This window comes from Paracoccus sp. IB05, assembly GCF_016405985.1.
Classification (GTDB): domain Bacteria; phylum Pseudomonadota; class Alphaproteobacteria; order Rhodobacterales; family Rhodobacteraceae; genus Pseudogemmobacter.
Window position 1 is genome coordinate 102,677 of the sequence record NZ_JAEFCF010000006.1, and the last position, 20,860, is coordinate 123,536.

The 20,860-nt window shown below is 64.8% G+C and carries 18 protein-coding genes; 9 read left to right on the forward strand and 9 right to left on the reverse strand.

What is annotated here, in order from left to right; all coding sequences use genetic code 11:
- Window positions 1-4 precede the first annotated feature (4 nt).
- Window positions 5-1,183: an aminotransferase class I/II-fold pyridoxal phosphate-dependent enzyme gene (locus tag JC607_RS05990; RefSeq protein WP_198836039.1), complete on the reverse strand. Its 1,179-nt coding sequence runs from the start codon at window positions 1,181-1,183 to the stop codon at window positions 5-7.
- 147 nt (window positions 1,184-1,330) lie between these two features.
- Window positions 1,331-2,662 carry an amidase gene (locus tag JC607_RS05995; protein WP_198836040.1) on the reverse strand — a complete coding sequence of 444 codons (1,332 nt, stop codon included), beginning with the start codon at window positions 2,660-2,662 and terminating at the stop codon, window positions 1,331-1,333.
- Between the two features lie 113 nt (window positions 2,663-2,775).
- Between JC607_RS05995 and JC607_RS06000 the strand changes: the two genes are divergently transcribed.
- Window positions 2,776-4,014: an FAD-dependent monooxygenase gene (locus tag JC607_RS06000; protein ID WP_198836041.1), complete on the forward strand. Its 1,239-nt coding sequence runs from the start codon at window positions 2,776-2,778 to the stop codon at window positions 4,012-4,014.
- Window positions 4,015-4,020: 6 nt separating this feature from the next.
- Here JC607_RS06000 and JC607_RS06005 read toward each other — a convergent pair whose 3' ends face one another.
- Window positions 4,021-4,668: a carbonic anhydrase gene (locus JC607_RS06005; RefSeq protein ID WP_092901157.1), complete on the reverse strand. Its 648-nt coding sequence runs from the start codon at window positions 4,666-4,668 to the stop codon at window positions 4,021-4,023.
- Between the two features lie 307 nt (window positions 4,669-4,975).
- On the opposite strand from JC607_RS06005, the gene JC607_RS06010 reads away from it, so the two are divergent.
- The 3 genes from JC607_RS06010 to JC607_RS06020 all read left to right on the forward strand — a co-directional run bounded on the left by JC607_RS06010 (window position 4,976) and on the right by JC607_RS06020 (window position 7,713).
- Entirely contained in the window at window positions 4,976-5,317 is a 342-nt protein-coding gene (locus JC607_RS06010; RefSeq protein WP_233092700.1) for a hypothetical protein, read from the forward strand.
- 156 nt (window positions 5,318-5,473) lie between these two features.
- Window positions 5,474-6,880: a M17 family metallopeptidase gene (locus JC607_RS06015; protein WP_198836043.1), complete on the forward strand. Its 1,407-nt coding sequence runs from the start codon at window positions 5,474-5,476 to the stop codon at window positions 6,878-6,880.
- A gap of 14 nt (window positions 6,881-6,894) precedes the next feature.
- A complete protein-coding gene (locus JC607_RS06020; RefSeq protein ID WP_198836044.1) occupies window positions 6,895-7,713 on the forward strand; it encodes an NlpC/P60 family protein in 819 nt (272 codons plus the stop codon).
- Between the two features lie 853 nt (window positions 7,714-8,566).
- Here the strand turns inward: JC607_RS06020 and JC607_RS06025 are convergent.
- Window positions 8,567-8,908 (reverse strand): DUF2794 domain-containing protein, encoded by a 342-nt coding sequence (locus JC607_RS06025; RefSeq protein ID WP_370584758.1) that lies wholly within the window; start codon window positions 8,906-8,908, stop codon window positions 8,567-8,569.
- Window positions 8,909-9,047: 139 nt separating this feature from the next.
- A complete protein-coding gene (locus tag JC607_RS06030; RefSeq protein WP_198836046.1) occupies window positions 9,048-10,076 on the reverse strand; it encodes an asparaginase in 1,029 nt (342 codons plus the stop codon).
- Window positions 10,077-10,262: 186 nt separating this feature from the next.
- Between JC607_RS06030 and JC607_RS06035 the strand changes: the two genes are divergently transcribed.
- From JC607_RS06035 to JC607_RS06050, 4 genes are all read left to right on the forward strand, one after another.
- The gene (locus JC607_RS06035) at window positions 10,263-10,784 is read left to right on the forward strand and encodes an invasion associated locus B family protein (RefSeq protein ID WP_198836047.1); all 522 of its coding nucleotides are present in this window, start codon (window positions 10,263-10,265) and stop codon (window positions 10,782-10,784) included.
- Between the two features lie 149 nt (window positions 10,785-10,933).
- The gene (gene rlmN, locus JC607_RS06040; RefSeq protein WP_198836048.1) at window positions 10,934-12,136 is read left to right on the forward strand and encodes a 23S rRNA (adenine(2503)-C(2))-methyltransferase RlmN; all 1,203 of its coding nucleotides are present in this window, start codon (window positions 10,934-10,936) and stop codon (window positions 12,134-12,136) included.
- 112 nt (window positions 12,137-12,248) lie between these two features.
- Window positions 12,249-13,607, forward strand: a complete 1,359-nt coding sequence (locus JC607_RS06045; protein ID WP_198836049.1) for an esterase-like activity of phytase family protein — start codon at window positions 12,249-12,251, stop codon at window positions 13,605-13,607.
- A 140-nt stretch (window positions 13,608-13,747) separates the two neighbouring features.
- On the forward strand, window positions 13,748-14,950 hold the full coding sequence (locus JC607_RS06050; RefSeq protein WP_198836050.1) for a winged helix-turn-helix domain-containing protein: 1,203 nt from the start codon (window positions 13,748-13,750) through the stop codon (window positions 14,948-14,950).
- A 223-nt stretch (window positions 14,951-15,173) separates the two neighbouring features.
- Here the strand turns inward: JC607_RS06050 and JC607_RS06055 are convergent, their stop codons facing one another.
- Window positions 15,174-17,078: a methyl-accepting chemotaxis protein gene (locus tag JC607_RS06055; RefSeq protein ID WP_198836051.1), complete on the reverse strand. Its 1,905-nt coding sequence runs from the start codon at window positions 17,076-17,078 to the stop codon at window positions 15,174-15,176.
- Between the two features lie 234 nt (window positions 17,079-17,312).
- On the opposite strand from JC607_RS06055, the gene zapE reads away from it, so the two are divergent.
- On the forward strand, window positions 17,313-18,419 hold the full coding sequence (gene zapE / locus JC607_RS06060; protein WP_198836052.1) for a cell division protein ZapE: 1,107 nt from the start codon (window positions 17,313-17,315) through the stop codon (window positions 18,417-18,419).
- 229 nt (window positions 18,420-18,648) lie between these two features.
- On the opposite strand, the gene JC607_RS06065 is transcribed toward zapE, so the two are convergent.
- From JC607_RS06065 to serB, 3 genes are read right to left on the reverse strand one after another with little or no spacing between them, the layout of a single operon-like run.
- Window positions 18,649-19,413, reverse strand: coding sequence for a TSUP family transporter (locus JC607_RS06065; protein WP_198836053.1), 765 nt, complete (start codon window positions 19,411-19,413; stop codon window positions 18,649-18,651).
- A 1-nt stretch (window position 19,414) separates the two neighbouring features.
- Window positions 19,415-19,894, reverse strand: a complete 480-nt coding sequence (locus JC607_RS06070; protein WP_198836054.1) for a GNAT family N-acetyltransferase — start codon at window positions 19,892-19,894, stop codon at window positions 19,415-19,417.
- A complete protein-coding gene (gene serB, locus JC607_RS06075; protein WP_198836055.1) occupies window positions 19,891-20,766 on the reverse strand; it encodes a phosphoserine phosphatase SerB in 876 nt (291 codons plus the stop codon). The genes JC607_RS06070 and serB overlap by 4 nt, the downstream gene beginning before the upstream one ends.
- Window positions 20,767-20,860: the final 94 nt, after the last annotated feature.

Sequence of the window (20,860 nt, forward strand, 5' to 3'; positions counted from 1 at the left end):
CCCCTCAACCGAACAGGCAGTCACGAAGCTGAACCAGCCCGCGCCGCGTTTCTTCTTCGGGCGCAACAAGCGCCACTCTTACATAGCCCTTGCCCGGGTTTTCGCCCGCGACATCACGCGAGAGATATTCCCCGGGCAGCACCCGCACCCCGGTCTGTTGCCAGAGCTTCAGGGTCGCCGCCTCGCCGTCCTGCACGGGCAGCCAAAGGAACATGCCACCATCAGGCAGCCGGAAGCCCTGATGGCCAGCGAAGACCTCGGCAGCCATGCGGTATTTATTCTGGTAAAGCGCAAGGCTCGCGGCGACATGCGCCTCATCGCGCCAGCAGGCCTCGGCCACCATCTGCAAGGGCAGCGGCAAGGGCGCCCCGGCGAAAGACCGCAACCGGCGGATCCGCGCCATCGACTCCGGGCCGGTCGCGACAAAACCCGAGCGCAGCCCGGGCATGTTCGAGCGTTTGGAAAGCGAATGGAAGACCGCGTATTTCTCGGGATCGGCGCCCTTCTGACCGGCCACATCCAGGAGACCCGGGGGCGGGGCCTCGCGCCAGATCTCGGAATAGCATTCATCGGCGAAGAGGCGTAAATCGTGTTTCTCGGCCAGGTCGAGCAGATCCGCGAGATAGTCACGCGGCGCCACGGCGCCCTGCGGATTGGCGGGCGAACAGATCCAGGCCAGAACGGCGCGGTCCAGAACCTCGGCCGGAAGTGCCGCATAATCAGGCAGAAAGCCCGTAGCGGCGGTGGCGGGCACATAGACCGGCTCGGCACCCGCAGCCAGCGCGGCCACGGCGTAAACCTGGTAGAACGGGTTCGGCATCAACACCACGGGGCGCTTGCCGTGCTTCATTTCGGGCGCCAGCGCCAGGGCCGCATTGAACAGCCCTTCCCGCGTGCCGTTCAGCGCCATCAGCCGGTTTTCAGTAATTTCAACGCCGTAGCGGCGCAGGATCCAGCCGGAAATCGCATCGAGCAGCCCAGGCGTTCCGTCATTCGGCGGATAGACTGCAAACCCCCCGACGTTCGCCGCGAGGATCCCGGCGACGAAATCGGGCATCGGATGCTTCGGCTCGCCGATGGACATGGCAATCGGTTCGCCGCCCGGAGCGTGCGCATCGAGAAGGTTCCGCAGGCGCGGAAACGCGTAATCCGGCAGGTTCGAAAACCGCTCAGGGAATGCCATAGACTGCCTCTGACCAGGGTCGTTGATCGCCCCGTTTGACGGTCAGCATAACGCCCTATCCTGCGGCGGTCCAGAATTTATCAACCATCCCCAGGGGGTTAAGGGCATCGATTGTGGCTTTTATGCCCGTGAAACTGCCGGCACGGTTCAGCCCAATGCGCGCTCTGCCGCCGAGCCTACCCTGAGAAGCCGGTCCTCGCCCATGGCGGTGCCCAGAAACTGAATGCCGCAAGAGGGTTGCGAGGTCGGGAGCGTCAGCGCGGCAAGCCCCATCAGATTGCCGATCCTTGTGTTCCTGAGCGCCAGCAGGTTCTCGCCGATGTAATAATCGCGGTCAGATTGCAGCCGTTCCGCATCGGGCGGCAGGATCGGCGCGGTGGGCGTCAGGATCGCGTCATAGCCCGCCATCCGGTCGCGCCAGAGCGCGCGGATCTCTTCCAGCCGCCGCCAGGCCGCGACATACTCTGCCGCCGTGATGGCAGCGCCCGACCGGAAACGCTCGAGGATCGGCGCATACATCTTGCCAGGCGCCGCCTCGATGGTCTCGCGCCAGATCCCCCAGGCCTCGCCGGTGAACAAAATGCCCGAAAGCGCCATCGCCTCTTTCAGCTCGGGCAGAGCCACCCGCTCAACCCGCGCGCGCGCCCGGGTCAGCGACGCACAGGCGTCCTGGAACCCCCTGGCCGGGGCCTCGCGCAGATCGTCCAGCGCCACCGTCTCCAGGACCGCAAAGCGCATGCCGGCGACCGCGCTGCCGGTCAGATCGGGGGCGCGCCGCCCTTCCAGCGCGGCAAGCAGCAGCGCGCAATCCTCGACCGAATGGGCCAGCGGGCCGACCGTGTCGAACCGCTCGCATAAAGGCACCACGCCCCGGCCCGAGAGCCGGCCCGGACTGGTTTTCAGCCCCGTCAGATCATTCCAGGCCGCCGGGATCCGCACCGATCCGCCGGTATCCGAGCCGATCGCCGCCGGTGCCAGCCCGAAAGCCACCGAAGCCGCCGCCCCCGAAGACGAGCCCCCCGGCACGGCGCGTTCGTCATTCAGGCAAGGCGGCGTCGCAGTGACCGGGTTCAGCCCCAGACCGGAAAAAGCCAGTTCCGACATATGGGTCTTGCCCAGACAGACCAGCCCGGAAAGCGTCGCCATTTCAAGGGTTTCAGCGTCACGCTCCGGCACCCGGCCGCGCAGCAGCGCCGATCCGGCTTCGGTCGCTGTGCCGGTGCTGTCAAAATTATCCTTCCAGCTGACCGGCACCCCGTCAAGCGGCCCCTTGCGAAATCCGGTCCGCGCGCGGTCGGCGGCACCTACCGCCTCGGCACGGGCCCGCGCCTCGGTCGCGCGGGCATAGATGCGCTTAGACAGCGGGTGGTTCGCGATCTGATCGAGGAAAGCCTCGGCCAGTTCGACCGGATGGATACGGCCATCGCCGATGCTGCGCCCGAGATCCGCCGCCGTCATATTGAACCAGATACCGCTCATATCGCCCGTCTCTCCGCCAGTCTCGCCACCATTCGCGCCGACGCTAGCGACATGTCGCGCGGGCGACAATCCCGCGCATGGACAAACCGCCGCGCCGGGTCTAGCCATGCCCTATGACGAAGCGGAACCAACACAGCGATGTGCTGATTGCGGGCGGCGGGCTGAACGGGCCGGCGCTGGCGCTGGCTTTGGCGCAAGGCGGGCTTTCGGTCACGGTGGTCGATCAGCGCCCGGCGCCGGCGCGCGCCGAAGCCGGGTTCGACGGCCGCGCCTATGCGCTCTCCATCGCCTCGAAACGGCTGCTGAGCGCCATCGGGATCTGGGATCAGGTCGCTGATAAATCGCAGCCAATCCACCGCATCAAAGCCAGCGACGGGCGGCCAGGCGAAGGCCCCGCGCCGTTTTTTCTGAACTTCGATGCGGATGAGATCGAAGAAGGCCCGATGGGCTTTATGCTTGAGGACCGTTTTCTTTATGCGGCCTTTCTTGACGCGATGCGCGAGACGCCGGGGGTCACGCTGATCTCGGGCGAGACGGTCAGCGGCCAGGCACCGGGTGCGGCAGGGGTCGGAGTGACGCTCGCATCGGGCGAGGCGCTGGCGGCGCGGCTGCTCGTGGGCTGTGACGGGCGCGGATCAGGCGTGGCGGCGCGGGCGGGCATCCGCCGGCTGAGCGCAGGCTACGGTCAGACCGCTTTGGTGACAGCAGTCCACCATGAGATCCATCACCAGGGCTGCGCGCAGCAATTTTTCATGCCGGGCGGGCCGCTGGCGATCCTGCCGCTTGCGGGCGGTCACCACTCCTCGATCGTCTGGAGCGAGGAGAGCGGGCTTGCCGCCCGGATCGCCGCGCTGGATGACGCGGATTTCCTGACCGCGCTGAAGCCCCGTTTCGGCGATTTCCTTGGCGAGCTCAGCCTGGCAGGGGCACGGTTCACCTATCCGCTGTCACTGTCACTGGCCGAGCATTTCGTGGCGGATCGCATCGCGCTGGTCGGCGACGCGGCGCATGGTGTCCATCCGGTGGCCGGCCAGGGGCTGAACCTTGGCCTGCGCGATGTGGCAGCCCTGGCCGAGGTGCTGATCATGGCGCAGCGCCGTGGCGAAGACATCGGCGGCGGTGTCGCGCTGGAGGAATATCAGCGCTGGCGCCGGTTTGATTCGACGCTTCTGGCGCTTGGCATGGATGCGGTGACGCGTCTGTTCTCGAACGACAATCCGATCCTGCGGCTGGGCCGCGATCTGGGCCTCGGCGCGGTCAATGCAGCGCCTGGCCTCAGACGCCGTTTCATCCGCCAGGCGGCGGGGTTGAGCGGCGAGCTTCCGAAACTGCTGACAGGCCGACCCGTCTGAAACCGCTCAGACGGGAACGAATACGCCCTTTTCTGGATCAAACTGTTCCAGTTCGCCCTCGCCGGTGTTGTTCCACATGCCATGCAGCGTCAGCATGTCATTTTCGACCGCGTTTTTCACGAAGGGGAAGGTCATCAGGTTTTCAAGGCTGACCAGCACCGCCTCTTTCTCAAGCGCGGGCAGGATCACATCCTCGGGCAGATGGGCGACTTTCTCGAAGCCGGGGCGCAGAATATCCATCCAGCGGCCGACGAAACTGGTCTTTTCTTCCAGCTCAGGCGCATGGCCGGTGCACATGTCATGGCAGCCTTTGACGCCACCGCAATTCGAATGGCCGACCACCAGGATATGCGCGACCTTCAGCGCGGTCACCGCATATTCCACCGCCGCCGAGGTGCCGTGATTCTTGCCGTCCGGCGTATAGGGCGGCACGAGGCCCGCGATATTGCGGTGAATGAAGAACTCCCCCTCATCCGCGCCGAAGATCGAGGTGACATGCACGCGGCTGTCGCAGCAGGAAATCACCATGGCGCGCGGGTGCTGACCGCTTTCCGCAAGGCGGCGATACCACGCCCGGTTGTTCTGATAGCTGGTCGCGCGCCAGCCGTGAAAGCGCTGGACAAGGTACTGCGGAAGAATGCGGGCCTGGATCATGGGCTTGCTCCTTGGTTGCTCTGGTTACTTCGCATTTGCAGAAATTGCGAGGGGCAAAATCGCCACAAAACCGATACGCGCCCGGCATGTTTAGCAAAGCCGAAAGCAAATCACCGCAATGATCTCTGTGGGTAATGGGAAATTTCCGCCGGGGCGGCGCGCGTTTCCGGCCCGTCCTGCGGCGCTCAATGCCGGCGGGCGGGCCGGGTTGCGATTGCTCCGGCGGTGGTTTTGGGGGTTTGGCCTGGTGGGGCCACGGGGTAAGGCAATGGGGACCATACAGATACTGCATCCGCAGGAGCGGATATTGCAGGATGGCGAAGTCATCGCATCGATCTATCGCAGCCTCGGCACGGCTGCGGCCGATCAGGTCGTAAGCCGCGCTCTGGGAGAGCTGGCGCTGGTGCTGGCGGGGCTGGCCAGCCAGATCCGCGATCACGAATTGCAAAGCGCGGACCGGCATCTGCAAAAACTCCGCGTCATGGCGGAAAACCTTGGCATGCAGAGCCTGGAACGCGCGGCCTCGGATGCCCGCTTTTGTCTGCAGCGGGGCGATGGCACGGCTTTCGCCGCGATCTGGGCGCGGATTTTGCGGATCGCGCGGCGCTCGCTTAACCCGGATCCGGAATTCGCCGGTGGTTCGGTATGACCCCTGCTGAGGGCGGGCAAAGGTCCCGGGGCCGCCCGGTGCGACCACCTCCCGCGAGCGCCCCTTGCAGCCGGAAGCCGGCCAGGCCAGGCTCGCGCGATCACTGACCGCGCGCGCAGGGCTTTGCCCCGCGCCGACATATAACCGGACCCGATCATGTCAGAGCAGACCCGAGCAGAGCCCCGTTTCCTCGAACCAGGCGGGGAGTCGCTGCCGCTCTATATCGTCACCCCTGCCGGCCTGCCGGAATTTCTGGCCGGAAAAGGCGCCAAATTCGCGCCCTGGCTGCGGGCGAGCGGCTTTGAGGCGGCAGCGGGCGAGCTGCGCCTCCTCCCGGGGGGCGATGGCATCCAGGGCGCGGTGGCGGGGCTGGGCACAGACCGCGCCCGGGCCCGGCAGCGCTTTGTGCTGGCCAAAGCCGCAAGCGCACTTCCCGAGGACACCACCTGGCATTTCGCGACCGATCTCGCCGCCGATCTCGCCTCCGAGGCGGCGCTCGGCTGGCTCCTGGCCTCGTACCGGTTCGACCGCTACCGCCCCGGCAAACCCACGGCGCGGCCTGCGCAACTCGTCGTGCCCGACGGCGTCAATGCGCGGCGGATCGAGGCGATGGCGGCGGGCGAATTCCTCACCCGTGATCTGATCAACACCCCTGCCCGCGATATGGGCCCGGACGAGCTGGAAAGCGCCTTCCTCGCGCTCGCGGCTGAACATGGCGCCACCACGCAGGTGATCCGGGGTGATGATCTGATCACGCAGAATTTTCCGCTGATTCATGCGGTTGGCCAGGCCAGCCCGCGCGCGCCGCGCCTGCTTGACCTTCGCTGGGGCAGTACAGGCCCGCGCCTCACCCTGGTCGGAAAGGGCGTCTGTTTCGACACGGGCGGCCTCGATATCAAACCGCCAAACGGCATGCTCCTGATGAAAAAGGACATGGGGGGTGCCGCCACCACCATGGGCCTTGCAAAGATGATCATGGCGCTGAACCTGCCGATCCGCCTGCGGCTGCTGGTGCCGGCGGTGGAAAACGTGATCGCGGGCAATGCGCAAAAGCCGAAAGACATCGTGACCAGCCGCAAGGGGCTGACGGTCGAGATCAATGACACCGATGCTGAAGGCCGCCTCGTGCTCGCCGACGCCCTGGCCTTTGCGACCGAGGAAGAGACGGATGCGCTGATCACCATGGCGACGCTGACCGGCGCGGCGCGGATCGCGGTCGGCCCCGATCTCGCCCCCTATTGGGCGCAGGATGATGCGATGGCCGCAGCCCTGGAGCGCGGCGCGAAATCCGGCTTCGACCCGGTCTGGCGGCTGCCCTTCCACGAGGCTTACGAGCCGGTGATCGAACCCGGGATCGCTGATCTCGACAATGCGCCCGGTTTCGGCTTTGCCGGGGCGATCACGGCGGCACTTTTTCTGCGCCGTTTTGCCGATCACCCGCGCTATATGCATTTCGACATCTACGGCCATACGCCCTCTGACGCGCCGGCGCGGCCCAAAGGCGGTGCGGGCCAGGGGGCGCGGGCGATCCTGAACGCCTTGCCCGAAATCCTGGGGCTTTAAGGATGGCCACTGATATGGACCGCCGGCTGACTCCGTTTTCCGGCCGCATCGGTCATATCTCGCTGCGGGGGCGGATCGCTGATGTTCCCCTGACCGAGGGGGAGCCTGCGCGCATCAGCACCCCGCTGGCGCCGCTGCTGGCCGCACCGGCGGGGGCGATCGACCGGCAGCTGGTCTTTGGCGATGAGGTCACAGCGATCGACCGGCGGGAGGGCCATATCTTCGTGATGGCTGCGAAAGACGGCTATTGTGGCTGGGTGGCGGAAACCAGCCTCGCCCCGCCCCGCGCGGCCTCGCACTGTGTCAAAACGCCCGCCACCCATCTCTACCCCGAGCCCCGCGTCCAGGCCCCGCCGCTGATGCCCCTTTGGCTGAATGCCCGCGTCACGGTGACCGGCGAAACCGGCCCCTGGGCGGAGACCCCCGATGGCTTTCTTGCGAAATCCCATCTCGCGCCCCTTAACCAGGCGGCGCCGGATCCGGTCACGGTCGCGCAATCCCTCCTCCACGCCCCCTATCTCTGGGGCGGCAATTCCGCCGCCGGCGTCGATTGCTCGGGCCTTGTGCAACTGGCCTTCCATGCCGCCGGCCTCGCCTGCCCCGGCGACAGCGATCTGCAACAGAGCATCGGTCAGGCCATCCCCGACAGCGCCTCCCTGCAACGCGGAGACCTGCTGTTCTGGAAAGGCCATGTCGCGCTGATGGAAAGCCCGACCCGGCTGATCCACGCCAATGGCTATACGATGTCGGTGGCTTATGAAGACCTCGCGGCCGCCATCGCCAGAATTCAGTCCCATTACGGCGGCGAGCTCACCGCCCGCCGCCGCCCCTGACGGCAACGTCAGCCAAAGCACTGCGCGGCGGCTATTCGTCCTGGCGGAAATATTCCGGAGCTTCTAAGGCGGCCCCCGAAGCCTTTCCGCCGGGGCTGCGTTAATATCCCAGTATATGGCAGGCTTTTGCGGGGTTCGGCGGCGCCATATGGCCGGTTTCATCACAGGCGCCAGCCGGGGTCAGATCACCGTTTTCCCTGATCGGCCGGGGGATTGGATTGCAGAATATAACCCTCTTCGAGGTGCCAGTATCTTCTCAGATGACCCCGGCGCGGGCGGGCCCGGCCTCCCTCGCCACGGCGCGGACCGGGCGTCCTGGTTGCCACGCTGCGGTCATCCTGAGCCAGGCAGAAATGCACATTTCCTGTGACAAGGGCCGCTTCGGCGGCTTCGATATCTGGCCCGGCGGGGCAGGCCCTGGCATTGCGTACCACATCCGAAAAGCAGGGCCTGAAAATGCGGCGCTCCGGGATCAGCACGTGCCGGAAATGCTCGCACAAGGACCGCTGCATCACAGGTCACTTGCGCTTGGCCACAAGATCCGGGCACCCGCACCTGGCCGAGGCCTCAAGGCATGGCCGGGCCAAAGCCCCTTCCTGACGCCTGGCCTGAAGCGTGTCGGCAAGAGGCGCGCAACGTCCTCGCCCGCGAGATCAGAACGAGGGTCGGGATCATCGGTCCAGGGGCATTCTGAAGACAATCCCGCGCTGACCGGCCTGCCAGGTAACGCCGTGAATGGCCTGACGCGGTCGCGGCACCGGCATTGCTGCGGCAAGACCAGGAAGCTGGCAGCGACCGACACTACGCCGCGCATCCGCCGTCACATGGCAGAGGTGCCACCCGGCCGCCGCGCTCAGCCGACCGGCCGAATCAGCTTGCGCTCAAGCACCCTGAGCACCTGCTCCAGCTCATGCCCGCGCCGCAGCACCTGGCCTCCCTCGCCGAGCACGGCATAGATCCCCTGCTTCAGCCGCAGTTTCGGGCGCTTCTCGATGCGGTAAAGCGGGGTCTCGGCGCTGCGGCGGAAGACGGAGAAAACCGCCACCTCCCGCCCATGCGAAATGCCGTAATCCCGCCATTCGCCTGCAGCCACCATCATTCCGTAAAGCCTCAGGATTACAGAGAGTTCCTGCCGCTGAAAGGCGATGATCTCCGGCTCTTTGCCACCCGCCGGAAAGGGAAGGGGTGCTTCCATGTTCATGCAACCAGTCTGCCCGCCGCTTTGCCACAAATCAAGCGCTGCGCGACACAGCTTCGTTACACTCCTGGTCACGTCCCTGTCTCAGACCACACCTCCTCAGGCCGCGCCTCAGGAGGTGCCCCCCAGGCCGGGGTCAGACCAGCCCGGCGGCGGCCCGAACCTCACCGGTCACCAGCCCGCGCCAGTTCTTCAGCACCGGATTGAGCCAGCGCGACACCTGCGGATCGCCCGCCTCGACCACGCCCAGCCGCACCAGAAGCGCCGCGATCGCCGCTTCTGAGGCGCGGTGATTGCCGTCGACGGCCTTGATCGCGATGCCGATGCCGCGTTCCGGCAGGATGCCGATAAACACCCCTTCGGCACCGGTCTTCACCGCCGCGCGGCCCCTCGCGGCCCGCATCAGCCCGGTACAGGCGCGGCCTTCGCCCGCGACCAGTTCGGGATGCGCCATCATCGCCTCGCGCAGTGCAACCATCGCTTCGGCCCTGGCGCCCTGCCCGGGTTTCGCATTGGCAAAACCGGCCATCGCGCGGCCAAGCCCTTCCAGGCTCAGCGCGAAATTCGGTGCCGAGCAGCCATCAATCCCCCAGCCCGAGATCTCCTCGCCCGCGACCTCGGAGGTCGCCTCGCGGATCGCACGCTGCAAAGGATGGTCGATCTCGTGATAGTCGGGACCCCAGCCCTGATGCTGCACCACGGTCAGGAAACCGCAATGTTTGCCCGAACAATTGTTGTGCAGCTGGCAGGGCGCCTCTCCGTCGCGGATCAGCCGGTTGCGCTCCTCGCGGTCGGCGGGTTCATGCGCGCCGCAGCGCAGATCCGGCTCGGTAAGGTCCAGATCCGCCAGCCAGCGCCCGGTTTTTGACACATGCAGATGCGCGCCCTCATGGCTCGCGCAGGCAAGTGCCAGATGCTCGCTCCCCAGCCTGCGCTCCGCTGCCGCGCCGGTCTCGATCAAAGGCAGCGCCTGGATCATCTTGCACGACGAGCGGGGAAAAATCACCGCCGACGGGTTCCCCCAGGCCTCGATGATCCCCTTGGCATCGCAGATCACCGCATGCCCCAGATGGGTGCTTTCCAACACGCCACCGCGCCAGAGTTCCGCCAGCGGAGCGGCTCCGCTATCGACCCTGCGACCGTCACTTCCTGTTTTCCGCGCCATTCCGTCCCTCACAGATGTGCGATTTTCTGCGCAGAGGGCTTTTACCCCCTGCCATTTTTAAGTATTTCTGCAATATCGGGTTCAGAAAGCGCCTGCCAGATCAGAATGGCCCCTATCAGAACGGCCGCAAGACTGAGGCAAGGCGTAAACAGAGGCAAGAGACAGCTTGGAGGCTGCGTCAGACATATGACTATCGCCCTTCGTCGCGCCATTGGCGTCTGCGCAATCATCCTGGCCGCCCCCTTCGCGGCATCGGCTCAGGAATCGACCAATCTCGTCACATCAATGACGGACTGGAACGTCTTTGTGGACGGCAATCCGAAAGAATGCTGGGGCGTCTCGAAGCCGCGGGAATCCGTCAATACCAAGGATGGCCAGCCGGTTTCAGTGCGGCGTGGTGACGTTCTGCTTTTCGTGACCTACCGTCCGGGCGTCGCGCCGCAAGTGTCATTCACCGGTGGCTACCCCTTTGCCAACGGCTCGACCGTGACGGTCGCCGTCGGCAGTTCGACCTTTAATCTGTTCTCGGATGGCGAATGGGCCTGGTCGGGTTCAGCCGAAGACGATGCCACCCTGATCCGAGCGCTGCGTGGCGGTGCCGATGCGGTGGTCTCGGCGCGTTCGGGCCGTGGCACCCAGACCCGCGACAAATTCAGCCTGCGCGGCTTCTCGGCCGCGATGGATGATGCGGCGGCGCGCTGCAAATAAGCCGCATCACCGGCAAATATTCCGCGCTCCGCCCCCCGGCGGGGCGCTTTCATTTTCGCCGCTTTCATATTTGGGGCCAATCGCGTATAGCGCGCCCTGACAATAGCCAGATCGCCTGTAGCAAGGCTCTATCCTGAAGGATCTGCCAGATGAACGACCTCACCCCCGCCCGCGCAGTTGATGCCCCGATCACGCAGGATGTGATGACGATTCCGCGCAAACTGCCGGAGACGGACAAGGTCAATCTCGTCGGCCTGACCCGCGCCCAGCTGAAAGACGCGCTGATCGCTGCCGGCACACCCGAGAAACAGGCGAAGATGCGGGTCGGCCAGGTCTGGCAATGGGTTTACTATTGGGGCGTGCGCGATTTCGCACTGATGACCAATCTCGCCAAAGACTACCGCGCACTCTTGTCCGCGAAATTCGAGATCGCGCTGCCCGAGATCGTGACGCGCCAGGTCTCGGCCGATGGCACCCGCAAATACCTTCTGCGCATCGCCGGTGGCCATGAGGTCGAGGCGGTCTATATCCCCGAGGAAGGCCGCGGCACGCTTTGCGTGTCGAGCCAGGTCGGCTGCACACTGACCTGTTCCTTCTGCCATACCGGCACGCAGAAACTGGTGCGCAACCTGACGGCGGGCGAGATCGTCGGCCAGGTCATGCTGGCACGTGACGACCTGGGCGAATGGCCGGAACCGGGCCAGGGCTCGACCGGCGAGCGCCTTTTGTCGAATATCGTCCTGATGGGCATGGGCGAGCCGCTCTATAATTTCGACGCCGTCCGTGACGCGATGCTGATCGTGCGGGACGACGAAGGCATCGCTTTGGGGCGCCGCCGCATCACGCTTTCCACCTCGGGCGTGGTGCCCGAGATTGCGCGCTGCGCCGAGGAAATCGGCTGTCAGCTCGCGATCAGCTTCCACGCCACCACCGATGAGGTGCGTGACAAGCTGGTGCCGATCAACAAGAAATGGAACCTCGCGACGCTCCTGGGCGCGCTGCGCGACTATCCGCGCCTGTCGAATTCGGAACGCATCACCTTTGAATATGTGATGCTCAAGGGCGTGAACGACTCTGACGCTGATGCGCGCCGTCTGGTGAAGCTGATCCAGGGCATCCCCGCCAAGATCAACCTGATCCCCTTCAATGAATGGCCCGGCTCGCCCTATGAACGCTCGGACTGGGAACGGATCGAGGCTTTCGCCGATATCATCTACAAGGCCGGCTATGCCTCGCCGATCCGCACCCCGCGTGGCGAGGATATCATGGCGGCCTGCGGTCAGCTGAAATCCGCGACCGAACGCGCGCGCAAATCCCGTGCGCAGATCGCGGCGGAAACCGCAGGCGCCTGAGAAATCCGTACTCTCTGCGATATTGCAACCGTAATGTCGCAGGGCTGAGACCTGACTGTCAGAAAGCGCCGCTACCTGTCCCGCCATGAAACGCGACGACAGGAGTTCGCCCATGCGCCCCGGCCTCACCCTTGCTTTGACCACTGCCCTGACCGGCCTCATCGCCCTGCCTGCCCTGGCGGAAGAGAAATTCCCGGTCAGACTGGCCGGCCATGCCTTCCTGCCGGCCTTTACCATGGTGACCCCACCGGCCGACGCGCCGCGTGACCTCTGGGTCTCGGGAAAATTCACCGGCAAGACCCGCAACGAGGCGCCGATGAGCGTGATGGGGGACGTGGGCAAGGCCTACGGCGCGCATCCGACCGGCATTTCGCTGCCCTTTATCGGCCAGCCGGTGCAGGGCTTGTCGGGCTTTGCGATGAACCGCGCGGAAGATGGCAGCTGGCTCACGCTGACCGATAACGGGTTCGGCTCCAAGCTGAATTCCCCCGATGCGATGCTGATGGTCCACCGCCTGGCGCCCGATTTCACCTCTGGCAGGGTCGAACGGCTGGAGACGGTGTTCCTGAAGGATCCGGGCCATGTCGTCCCCTTCCGCATTGCGAATGAGGGCACGGAAAGCCGCTATCTGACCGGTGCGGATTTCGACCCGGAATCGATCCAGTACCTGAATGACGAGATCTGGATCGGTGAGGAATTCGGCCCCTTCATCCTGCGCGTCGGCCTCGATGGCGTGGTGAAATCGGTACATCAGACCATGATGGACGGCCTGGCCCTGACCGGCCCCGACACGCCCGGCACCGTGGTTCCTGCCGTGCCCGGCACCGATTACCGCGTCCAGCGCTCGGGCGGCTATGAAGGTATGGGGCTGCAGCCCGGCAGCAATCTGCTGTGGGGCATGCTGGAAAAGCCGCTGCTGATCGAGGGCGGCGAGATCGAGGGCGATTTCCTGCGCGTCTTCACCTTTGACACCGCCAAGGCCGACTGGACCGGCGACAGCTTCAAATTCCGCCTGGCAGAAGGCGCGAAGGCGATCGGCGATTTCAACTTTATCGACGGGACCCGCGCTTTGGTGATCGAGCGCGACAATGGCGAAGGCGACGCCGCGCTGGCCTGTGCCGAGGGTGCCACGGATATGGCAAGCTGCTACCCGCAGCCGGCGCGGGTGAAGAATATCGTGCTGGTCGACACTGCCTCGACTGACGCTGATGGGTTTATCAAACGCATCGGCCATATCGACCTGATGGATATCCAGGATCCGGACGGTAAGGCACTGGCTGGTCTGAAACCGGCAGAGGGGCCTTTCACCTTCCCCTTCTTCACCATCGAGGATGTGGCGCGGGTGGATGAGACCCATATCCTGGTCGCCAATGACAATAACCTGCCCTTCTCTGGCGGGCGTGAGATCGGGCGCGCGGCGGATAATGAATTCATCCTGCTCTCGGTGCCGGAACTGCTTGCCGCACGCTGAAGCCGTTTCGGCCCCGGGGCGTGCAACCCCCGGGGTCGGGCGCCTTTCGCCATACATTCTTTCCAAAGGCCGGGCCCCTGCCCGGCCTTTGTCCCGGGCGCGCCGCTTGACCTCTGGCTGCGGCCTGCTACGCCTGTGATATGTCGCAGCCCGTGATTTCCAATCAGGCCGCCCGCCGGATTTTTCTCGACCGCCATGCGCTTGCCGAGGCGCCAACCGGCCCGGCCGGTGGCGCCGCCCTTGCGGCCCTGATCGACCGCATCGGCTTTGTCCAGATCGACAGCATCGCCACGGTCGGGCGGGCGCATGACATGATCCTTTACGCGCGGCGGCAAAGTTACCGGCCGGATGGGATGAAGCCGCTGATCGAGCGTGACCGGCTTTTGTGGGAACACTGGACCCATGACGCCTCGATCCTGCCGGTCTCGATCTTCCCGCATTGGCATCACCGTTTCGACGAGAACCGGCGGACATTGGTAAAGCGCTGGACCGGCTGGCAAAAACCCGGTTTCGAAGCCGAATTCGACCGCATCTTGCAACATGTCTCGGACCACGGGCCCGTCAGTTCTTCGGATTTCACCCAAGATACGCCGCGCGAAAAGGGCAGCTGGTGGGACTGGCATCCGTCCAAGGCAGCGCTCGAATATCTCTGGCAGTCCGGCGCATTGGCGATTGCCCGTCGCGACGCCTTTCGCAAAGTCTATGATCTGGCGGAACGGGTCATACCTGCCGCGCTCCATCATCACAGGCCCGACCGGGAAGAAACGGTGGACTGGGCCTGCCGTTCGGCGCTGGACAGGCTTGGCTTTGCGACCAGCGGCGAGCTTGCCGCCTATTGGAAGGCCATCAGCCCGGCAGAGGCCCAGGGCTGGTGCGCGACGGCACTGCGCCGGGGCGAGGTCGCAAGGGCGCAGATCGAGGGCTGGGAGGGACAAAGCCGCGACGTCTTGCTCTGGCCAGACACCCTGATCGAAAGCCCGCCCGAACCTCCGGGGCGGATCAGGATCCTCTCGCCCTTTGACCCTGTCCTGCGGGATCGCAAACGCGCAGAGTTCCTCTTTGGTTTCTTCTACCGCATTGAAATCTATGTGCCGGAAGAAAAGCGGCAATATGGCTATTACGTTTTTCCGGTCCTGGAGGGGGACCGGATCATCGGCCGGATGGATGTGAAGGCCCATCGCTCCAGCGGGTGCCTGCGGGTCGCAGGGTTCTGGCCTGAGGCCGGGATCCGGACCGGAACCGGGCGAAAGGCGCGTCTTCAGGCCGAGATGGAACGGCTCGCGCGGTTTGCGGGCTGTGCGATGATAGAATGGCTGCCGGGCTGGGATCGCTCCGCGCGCTGACTGTCCCTCCCGATCCGGCAAGCGATCCTTCTCCGATGGCAGGTCGCTTTACTGGGTCTCTCTGTGACGGGTGTCGCTTGGGGCAACGACTGTCCGACGACCTGATCCCGGTCACGGACAGTCAGCCGCCGCAGGGGCAGATGCCGCTCCGCCTGCCCCCCGGGATCCCCAGGAGCAGATGTCGTGGCATCCCCCCCGGGAACTGACCGGGGGCCACATCTGATCAGAAGTCTTCCCATTGCTGCGCGCCGTCATGGGTGCCGGTACGGGCGATCGGGATCGGCTGGAACCCTTCCGGCGTGCGCGCGGGGGTGGGGAGGCCGATGTCCGGCGCCCGTTTCGCCACCTCTTTGCCGGCAGGCACCACAAAGCGCAGCAGCGTTTCACTCAGTTTCTGCGCATCATTATGCAAAGCGTCAGAAGAGGTTGTGCTCTGCACCACCACAGCCGCATTGCGCTGCGTGACCTCGTCCAGCTGTTTCACCCCGGTATTGATTTCCGAAAGCCCGAGCGACTGCTCCCGCGCCGAAGCCGCGATATCCGCGATCAGCGTGGTCACCGAATGGATGCGTTCGATCATCCGGTTCAGCGCAGATCCTGTTTCATGCACGAGGGCAGAACCTGCCTCGACCTGCTCGGTCGACTGGCTGATCAGCCGCTTGATCTCGCGCGCCGATTCGGAAGCCCGCTGCGCCAGCGACCTGACTTCGGACGCAACAACGGCAAAGCCTTTCCCTGCCTCACCCGCCCTTGCGGCCTCGACCCCGGCATTGAGTGCCAGAAGATTGGTCTGGAACGCGATATCGTCAATCACATCGGTGATGCGGGTGATCTGGCGCGAGCTTTGTTCGATCTGCTCCATTGCGGTGATGGCGCGGTGAACAACCTGGCCGCTTTCTTCAGCCTGACGCCCGTTCTCGGCCATTTGCGTATCGGCATTGGCGGCGTTCTCGGCGGTCGATTGCACGCTTGCCGTCAGCTCGTCCAGCGCGGCGGCGGTCTCTTCCAGCGTCGCGGCCTGGGTTTCTGTACGGTTCGACATATCCTGCGAGATCGTGTTGAACTCTGCCGCACCGCTGTCGATCGAGCTGGCAATCTGGCGGATCATCACCATGGTTTCCGCCAGCATATCGACCACACCATTGAAATTCTGTCGTAATTCCTCGTAGCGGACCGGGAAAGGGTCCTCTGCCGGATTGGAGATCGCCGCCGTCAGATCCAGGCCGGACAGCCGCGCCAGCGAATCCGACAGATCCCGCACGACCCGGCTCTGCTCGGCCTCCCGACGGGTCGATTCCTCGCTCATCGCTTCGGTCTCGACCACCGACCGGCGCCAGTCCTCAAAGCCGCGGGCAAAGGTGCCGATCTCATCCTGACGGTTCAGCGCGGGCACCTCGACGGTGGCGTCACCGCTGCGGATCCGCTCCAGCACCTGCGAAAGCGATCCGAGCGGTCGCAGCAGCCCCCGATTGGCCAGGAACAGCATAAGGGCACCGATCAGAGAGGCGATGCCGACCCCGATGATCCCCTGGATCTCGGCCGAACGCAGATCCCCGCGCAAGACGGTCTCGGGCACAAAGTTACACAGGATCCCGATAACCGTTCCGCTCAGATCACGGATCGGGATCAGGTTGACCGAATAGGTTTCGCCGAAAAGCACCGCCGGGCCCATATAGCGCTCGCCCCGCAGGATATAGGGCCTGGCCGGGTGATCGAGGCCCAGCGGAGAGTCCACCCAGCGGCGCCCGGCCTCGTCAAAGATGCTGGTGGTCACGCGGAAAAAATCGCCGCGCGCGTCATCCCAGCGGAGGATCGAGAAATGCGTGCCGGCGGTCTTTTTCGCCTCATCGACCATGTTATGGTTGCTGAAAGTCGGGATCCCGTCCCAGATGGCGTCGGCGACATTGCCGCTTGCATCAATCTGATAGCTGAGCCCCGCGAAAGTGTCCTGCGTGATCTCGGCCGTCATGCGCGTGGCCATCAGGATCAGCGTCTGCAGCCTTTCCTCAACCACCTGCGAAACTTTGTGACTGGCGAGCCAGACGCCGAGCCCCCCCACGAGCAGGAACATGACAAGCGAAAGGCCGGTCAGCTTGGTGACGAGGCCGAGTGAACGCAGCCGTTTCATTGGATAAACCCCCGGGGTCAGACATGTTGCCCCGGCAGCCTCGGACAAGCAGGTATAGATTCGGTTATTGGAAATGGGGGTAATTCGATTTTTCGCTATTATTCCCGGACCGGCATGCCCCCGTCAGCCTCCGCCGATCCGAATTCACTCGCCCGCATTCACCCGGCCACTTTCCCCCGCCAGCTGCCGCGTCTGGTGCTTCCCGCCCCGGCGCCACCCGGCTATAAAGCGCGGATGCGACAGACCCTTTCCGAGATTTACGAGGCCCGGGTGGCCGATGGCAGCCTGCGCCCCGACCCGGCACAGCGCGATGTATTACCCCTGCTCGAGAGCCTGCGCGACTGGCTCGAGAGCCATCCGCCGCGCAAAGGCGGCTTTCTGTCGGGCCTGTTCGGCAAGGCCCCTCCGGCGGCGCCGAAAGGGCTCTATCTCTGGGGCGGCGTCGGGCGTGGCAAGTCGATGCTGATGGATCTTTTTACCGAAATGACGGCGATCGAGGCGAAACGCCGCGTGCATTTCCACGCTTTCATGCAGGAAATCCATCACGGGATGCATGAGGCGCGCAAGACCGGCGTCGAGGATGCGCTGGCGCCGGTGGCGGCAAAGATCACGCGCGAGCTGCGGTTGCTGGCCTTTGACGAGATGCAGATCACCGATATCACCGATGCGATGATCGTCGGGCGGCTCTTCGAGAAATTCTTTGCGGCGGGGCTGGTGGTGGTGGTGACCTCGAACCGGCCGCCGGAGGATCTGTACAAGAACGGGCTGAACCGGCAGCTCTTCCTGCCGTTCATCGACATCCTGCGCGAAAAGCTGGTGATCCATGAGATCGTCAGCGCCAATGATTATCGCCAGCACCGGCTGACCGGGGCGCAGGTCTGGTTCCAGCCCGCCGGCAGCAATCATGGCCGGATTGATGCGATCTGGAAGGACCTTACCGGCGGCGCTGCGGGCATGGCGCTGCGCCTGCCGGTCAATGGACGCGAGGTCGAGCTGCCGCGGTTTGCCAGCGGCGTCGGGCGTGCGGGCTTCTACGATCTTTGCGCCCGCCCGCTGGGGGCCGCGGATTTTCTTGCGATCGCCAGCGCCTGCCGGGTGCTGATTCTCGAGGATATCCCGCAGCTCTCGGCATCGAACTATAATGAGGCAAAGCGCTTTGTGACGCTTGTGGATGCGCTGTATGAGGCAAAGGTGAGGCTGATCGCATCGGCGGCGGATGAGCCGGAGCGGCTTTACCTCGAAGGCACCGGCGCCTTTGAATTTGAACGCACCGCGAGCCGGCTGCGCGAGATGCAGGACGCGACATGGGGCTCCGATCACAGGGATCCCGACCCTGCGTGAGAGGGCCTCCGGATCTCGGCCTGTCAGTACCCTCTTGGAGTGCCGGGCCAGATGAGAGCGCGGCAGGGCTTTGACCGCACTGCCCCGGATCGAGACGATATGACAGAACCCTGTGCTCAATCGCGATCAGGCTTTGATCCGGCCGCCTGTCGTCAGGTCACGCACAGCTGCGACAGTCGCCGGCCCGCCCTGGCGGATGCATCCGCCCTCAACCCGGGCGCGCGAGGGGTTAGCCGTAAAATATCTGCCATATCAGCCGCAACGCCATGGCGCCCGAGGTCACGACCAGCAGCGGCCGGATCAGCTGCGCCCCGATCCGCATGGCCAGTTTCGCGCCGATCCAGGCGCCAAGCGTCTGGGTCAGTGCCATGCCCAGCCCCACCAGCCAGAGCACATTCCCCGAAGGTATGAACACCGCAAGCGAGCCAAGATTTGACGCGAAATTCAGGAGTTTGGTATGGGCGGTGGCCCGCAGCACCCCATATCCGGCCAGCAGCACGAAGCCCATCATGAAGAAGCTGCCCGTCCCGGGGCCAAAGAACCCGTCATAGGCCGCGATGGCGGGCACGATGGTAATGGCAAAAACCGCAGGCTTCATCCGCTGCACCCGGTCCTGATCGCTCAGCCCCTTGCGAAAGGCAAAAAAGCCCGCCACTGCGATCAGCACGACCGGCATGATGATCTGCAAAAGATCGGCCGAAATCAGATGCGCCACCATCGCGCCCGCCGCCGCCGCCAGGGCCGAAATCACCGCCATCGGCAATTGCTCGGACAGGCGCACATGCCCTGCTTTCGCATAGGTCAGCGCAGCGGTGCCGGAGCCGAAGCTGCCTTGCAGCTTATTGGTGGCCAGCGCCTCGATCGGCGGGACGCCGGCCAGCAGCAAAGCGGGCACCGTGATCAGACCGCCGCCGCCGGCGATGGAATCGATCATCCCCGCCACAAAGGCCGCAAGCATCAGAAGAAGCGCCAGATCCGTCGCGATTTCAAACATGTCAGAGGTCGAGCCGCCGGCTCACCCGCCCGACAACCGCGCCGCTTTTCAGCGCCCAGCCCGGATCGGCACTGTAATCCACAAAGCCGAGCCGCGCATAATAGGCCAGGCCAGGGCGGTTATCGGCGCGGATCGTGGCGTTCAGAACCGCCACGCCTGCCGCGCGGGCGGCAGCGCCTGTGGCCGCGAAAAGCGCCCGGCCGATGCCGCGTGCCTGGACATCCGAGGCAACGAATGTCCCGATTTCCGCCCAGCCTGCGGGCAGCGCCGGGTTGGGAGAGACGATCTGAAAGCCGATCACCCGGCCCTCGAGCTCGGCAACATGGCAGCAGATGCCATCGACCGGCGCAATATAGCGCGTGAGGATATCGGCCTCCTCGCGCTCATCCTCATAGGCAGTGGTGCCGCCCTCGCGGATGATGAGGTTTTGCAGCGCCGTCATCGCGGGTGCATCTGCTGGCAAAGCGCGGCGGATAATCATGCTACGAACTCTTCGCGCGTATAGCCCTGCAGGTAGAGCAGCGCCGTCAGATCCCCGTGATTGACCCGGATCCTCGCCTCGGCCTGGACCTTTGGCTTGGCGTGAAGCGCGACCCCGGTGCCGGCGCGCTGCAACATCGGCAGGTCATTGGCGCCGTCACCCACCGCGATCACCTGATCAGCGCCGATCCCGAGCCTGGCGGTGATCTCTTCCAGCGCCGTCACCTTGGCCTCTTTCCCGAGGATCGGATCGGCGACCATGCCGGTCAGCTTCCCCTCCTCAACCAGCAGCGTATTGGCGCGGTTCTCATCAAAGCCGAGCCGCGCCGCAATGGCGGCGGTAAAGGTGGTAAACCCGCCCGAGACCAGCGCCGTATAGGCGCCCTGCGCTTTCATGGTGTTGAGCAGCACCGCGCCGCCGGGCATCAGCGTGATCCGGTCCCGGATCACGCCCGCAATCACGCTTTCCTTCAGGCCTTTCAACAGGCCCACGCGTTCGCGCAAAGCCGCCTCGAAATCCAGCTCACCATTCATCGCCCGCGCGGTGATCCCCGCGACATGCGCCCCCACACCGGCCTCATCGGCCAGCTCGTCGATGCATTCCTGGCGGATCATCGTGCTGTCCATATCGGCGATCAGCAGCTGTTTCTTCCGCCCCGCCTCCGGCTGGATCGCCAGATCCAGCCGAAGCGACTGGAGGTCGCGCCAGACCTGATCCGCATTGTCCGGCACATTGGCCAAAGGGAACTCGGCCGCCACGCCAGGATCCAGCCAGCGCGCATCACCGCCCCCCCAGGCATTGCGCAGGCTCTCGACCGTTTCGCGGTTCAGAATCGGGGTCTCGGGGCTGGTCAGCAAAGTGGCGACGAACATCTGGCCTCCGGGCGTATCTGGGATCTCAAGCAGGGTTTCAGCCCGGGAATTACGCGCTTTCCGGGGCCAAATCCAGCGCGCCGGAGTTCTTTTG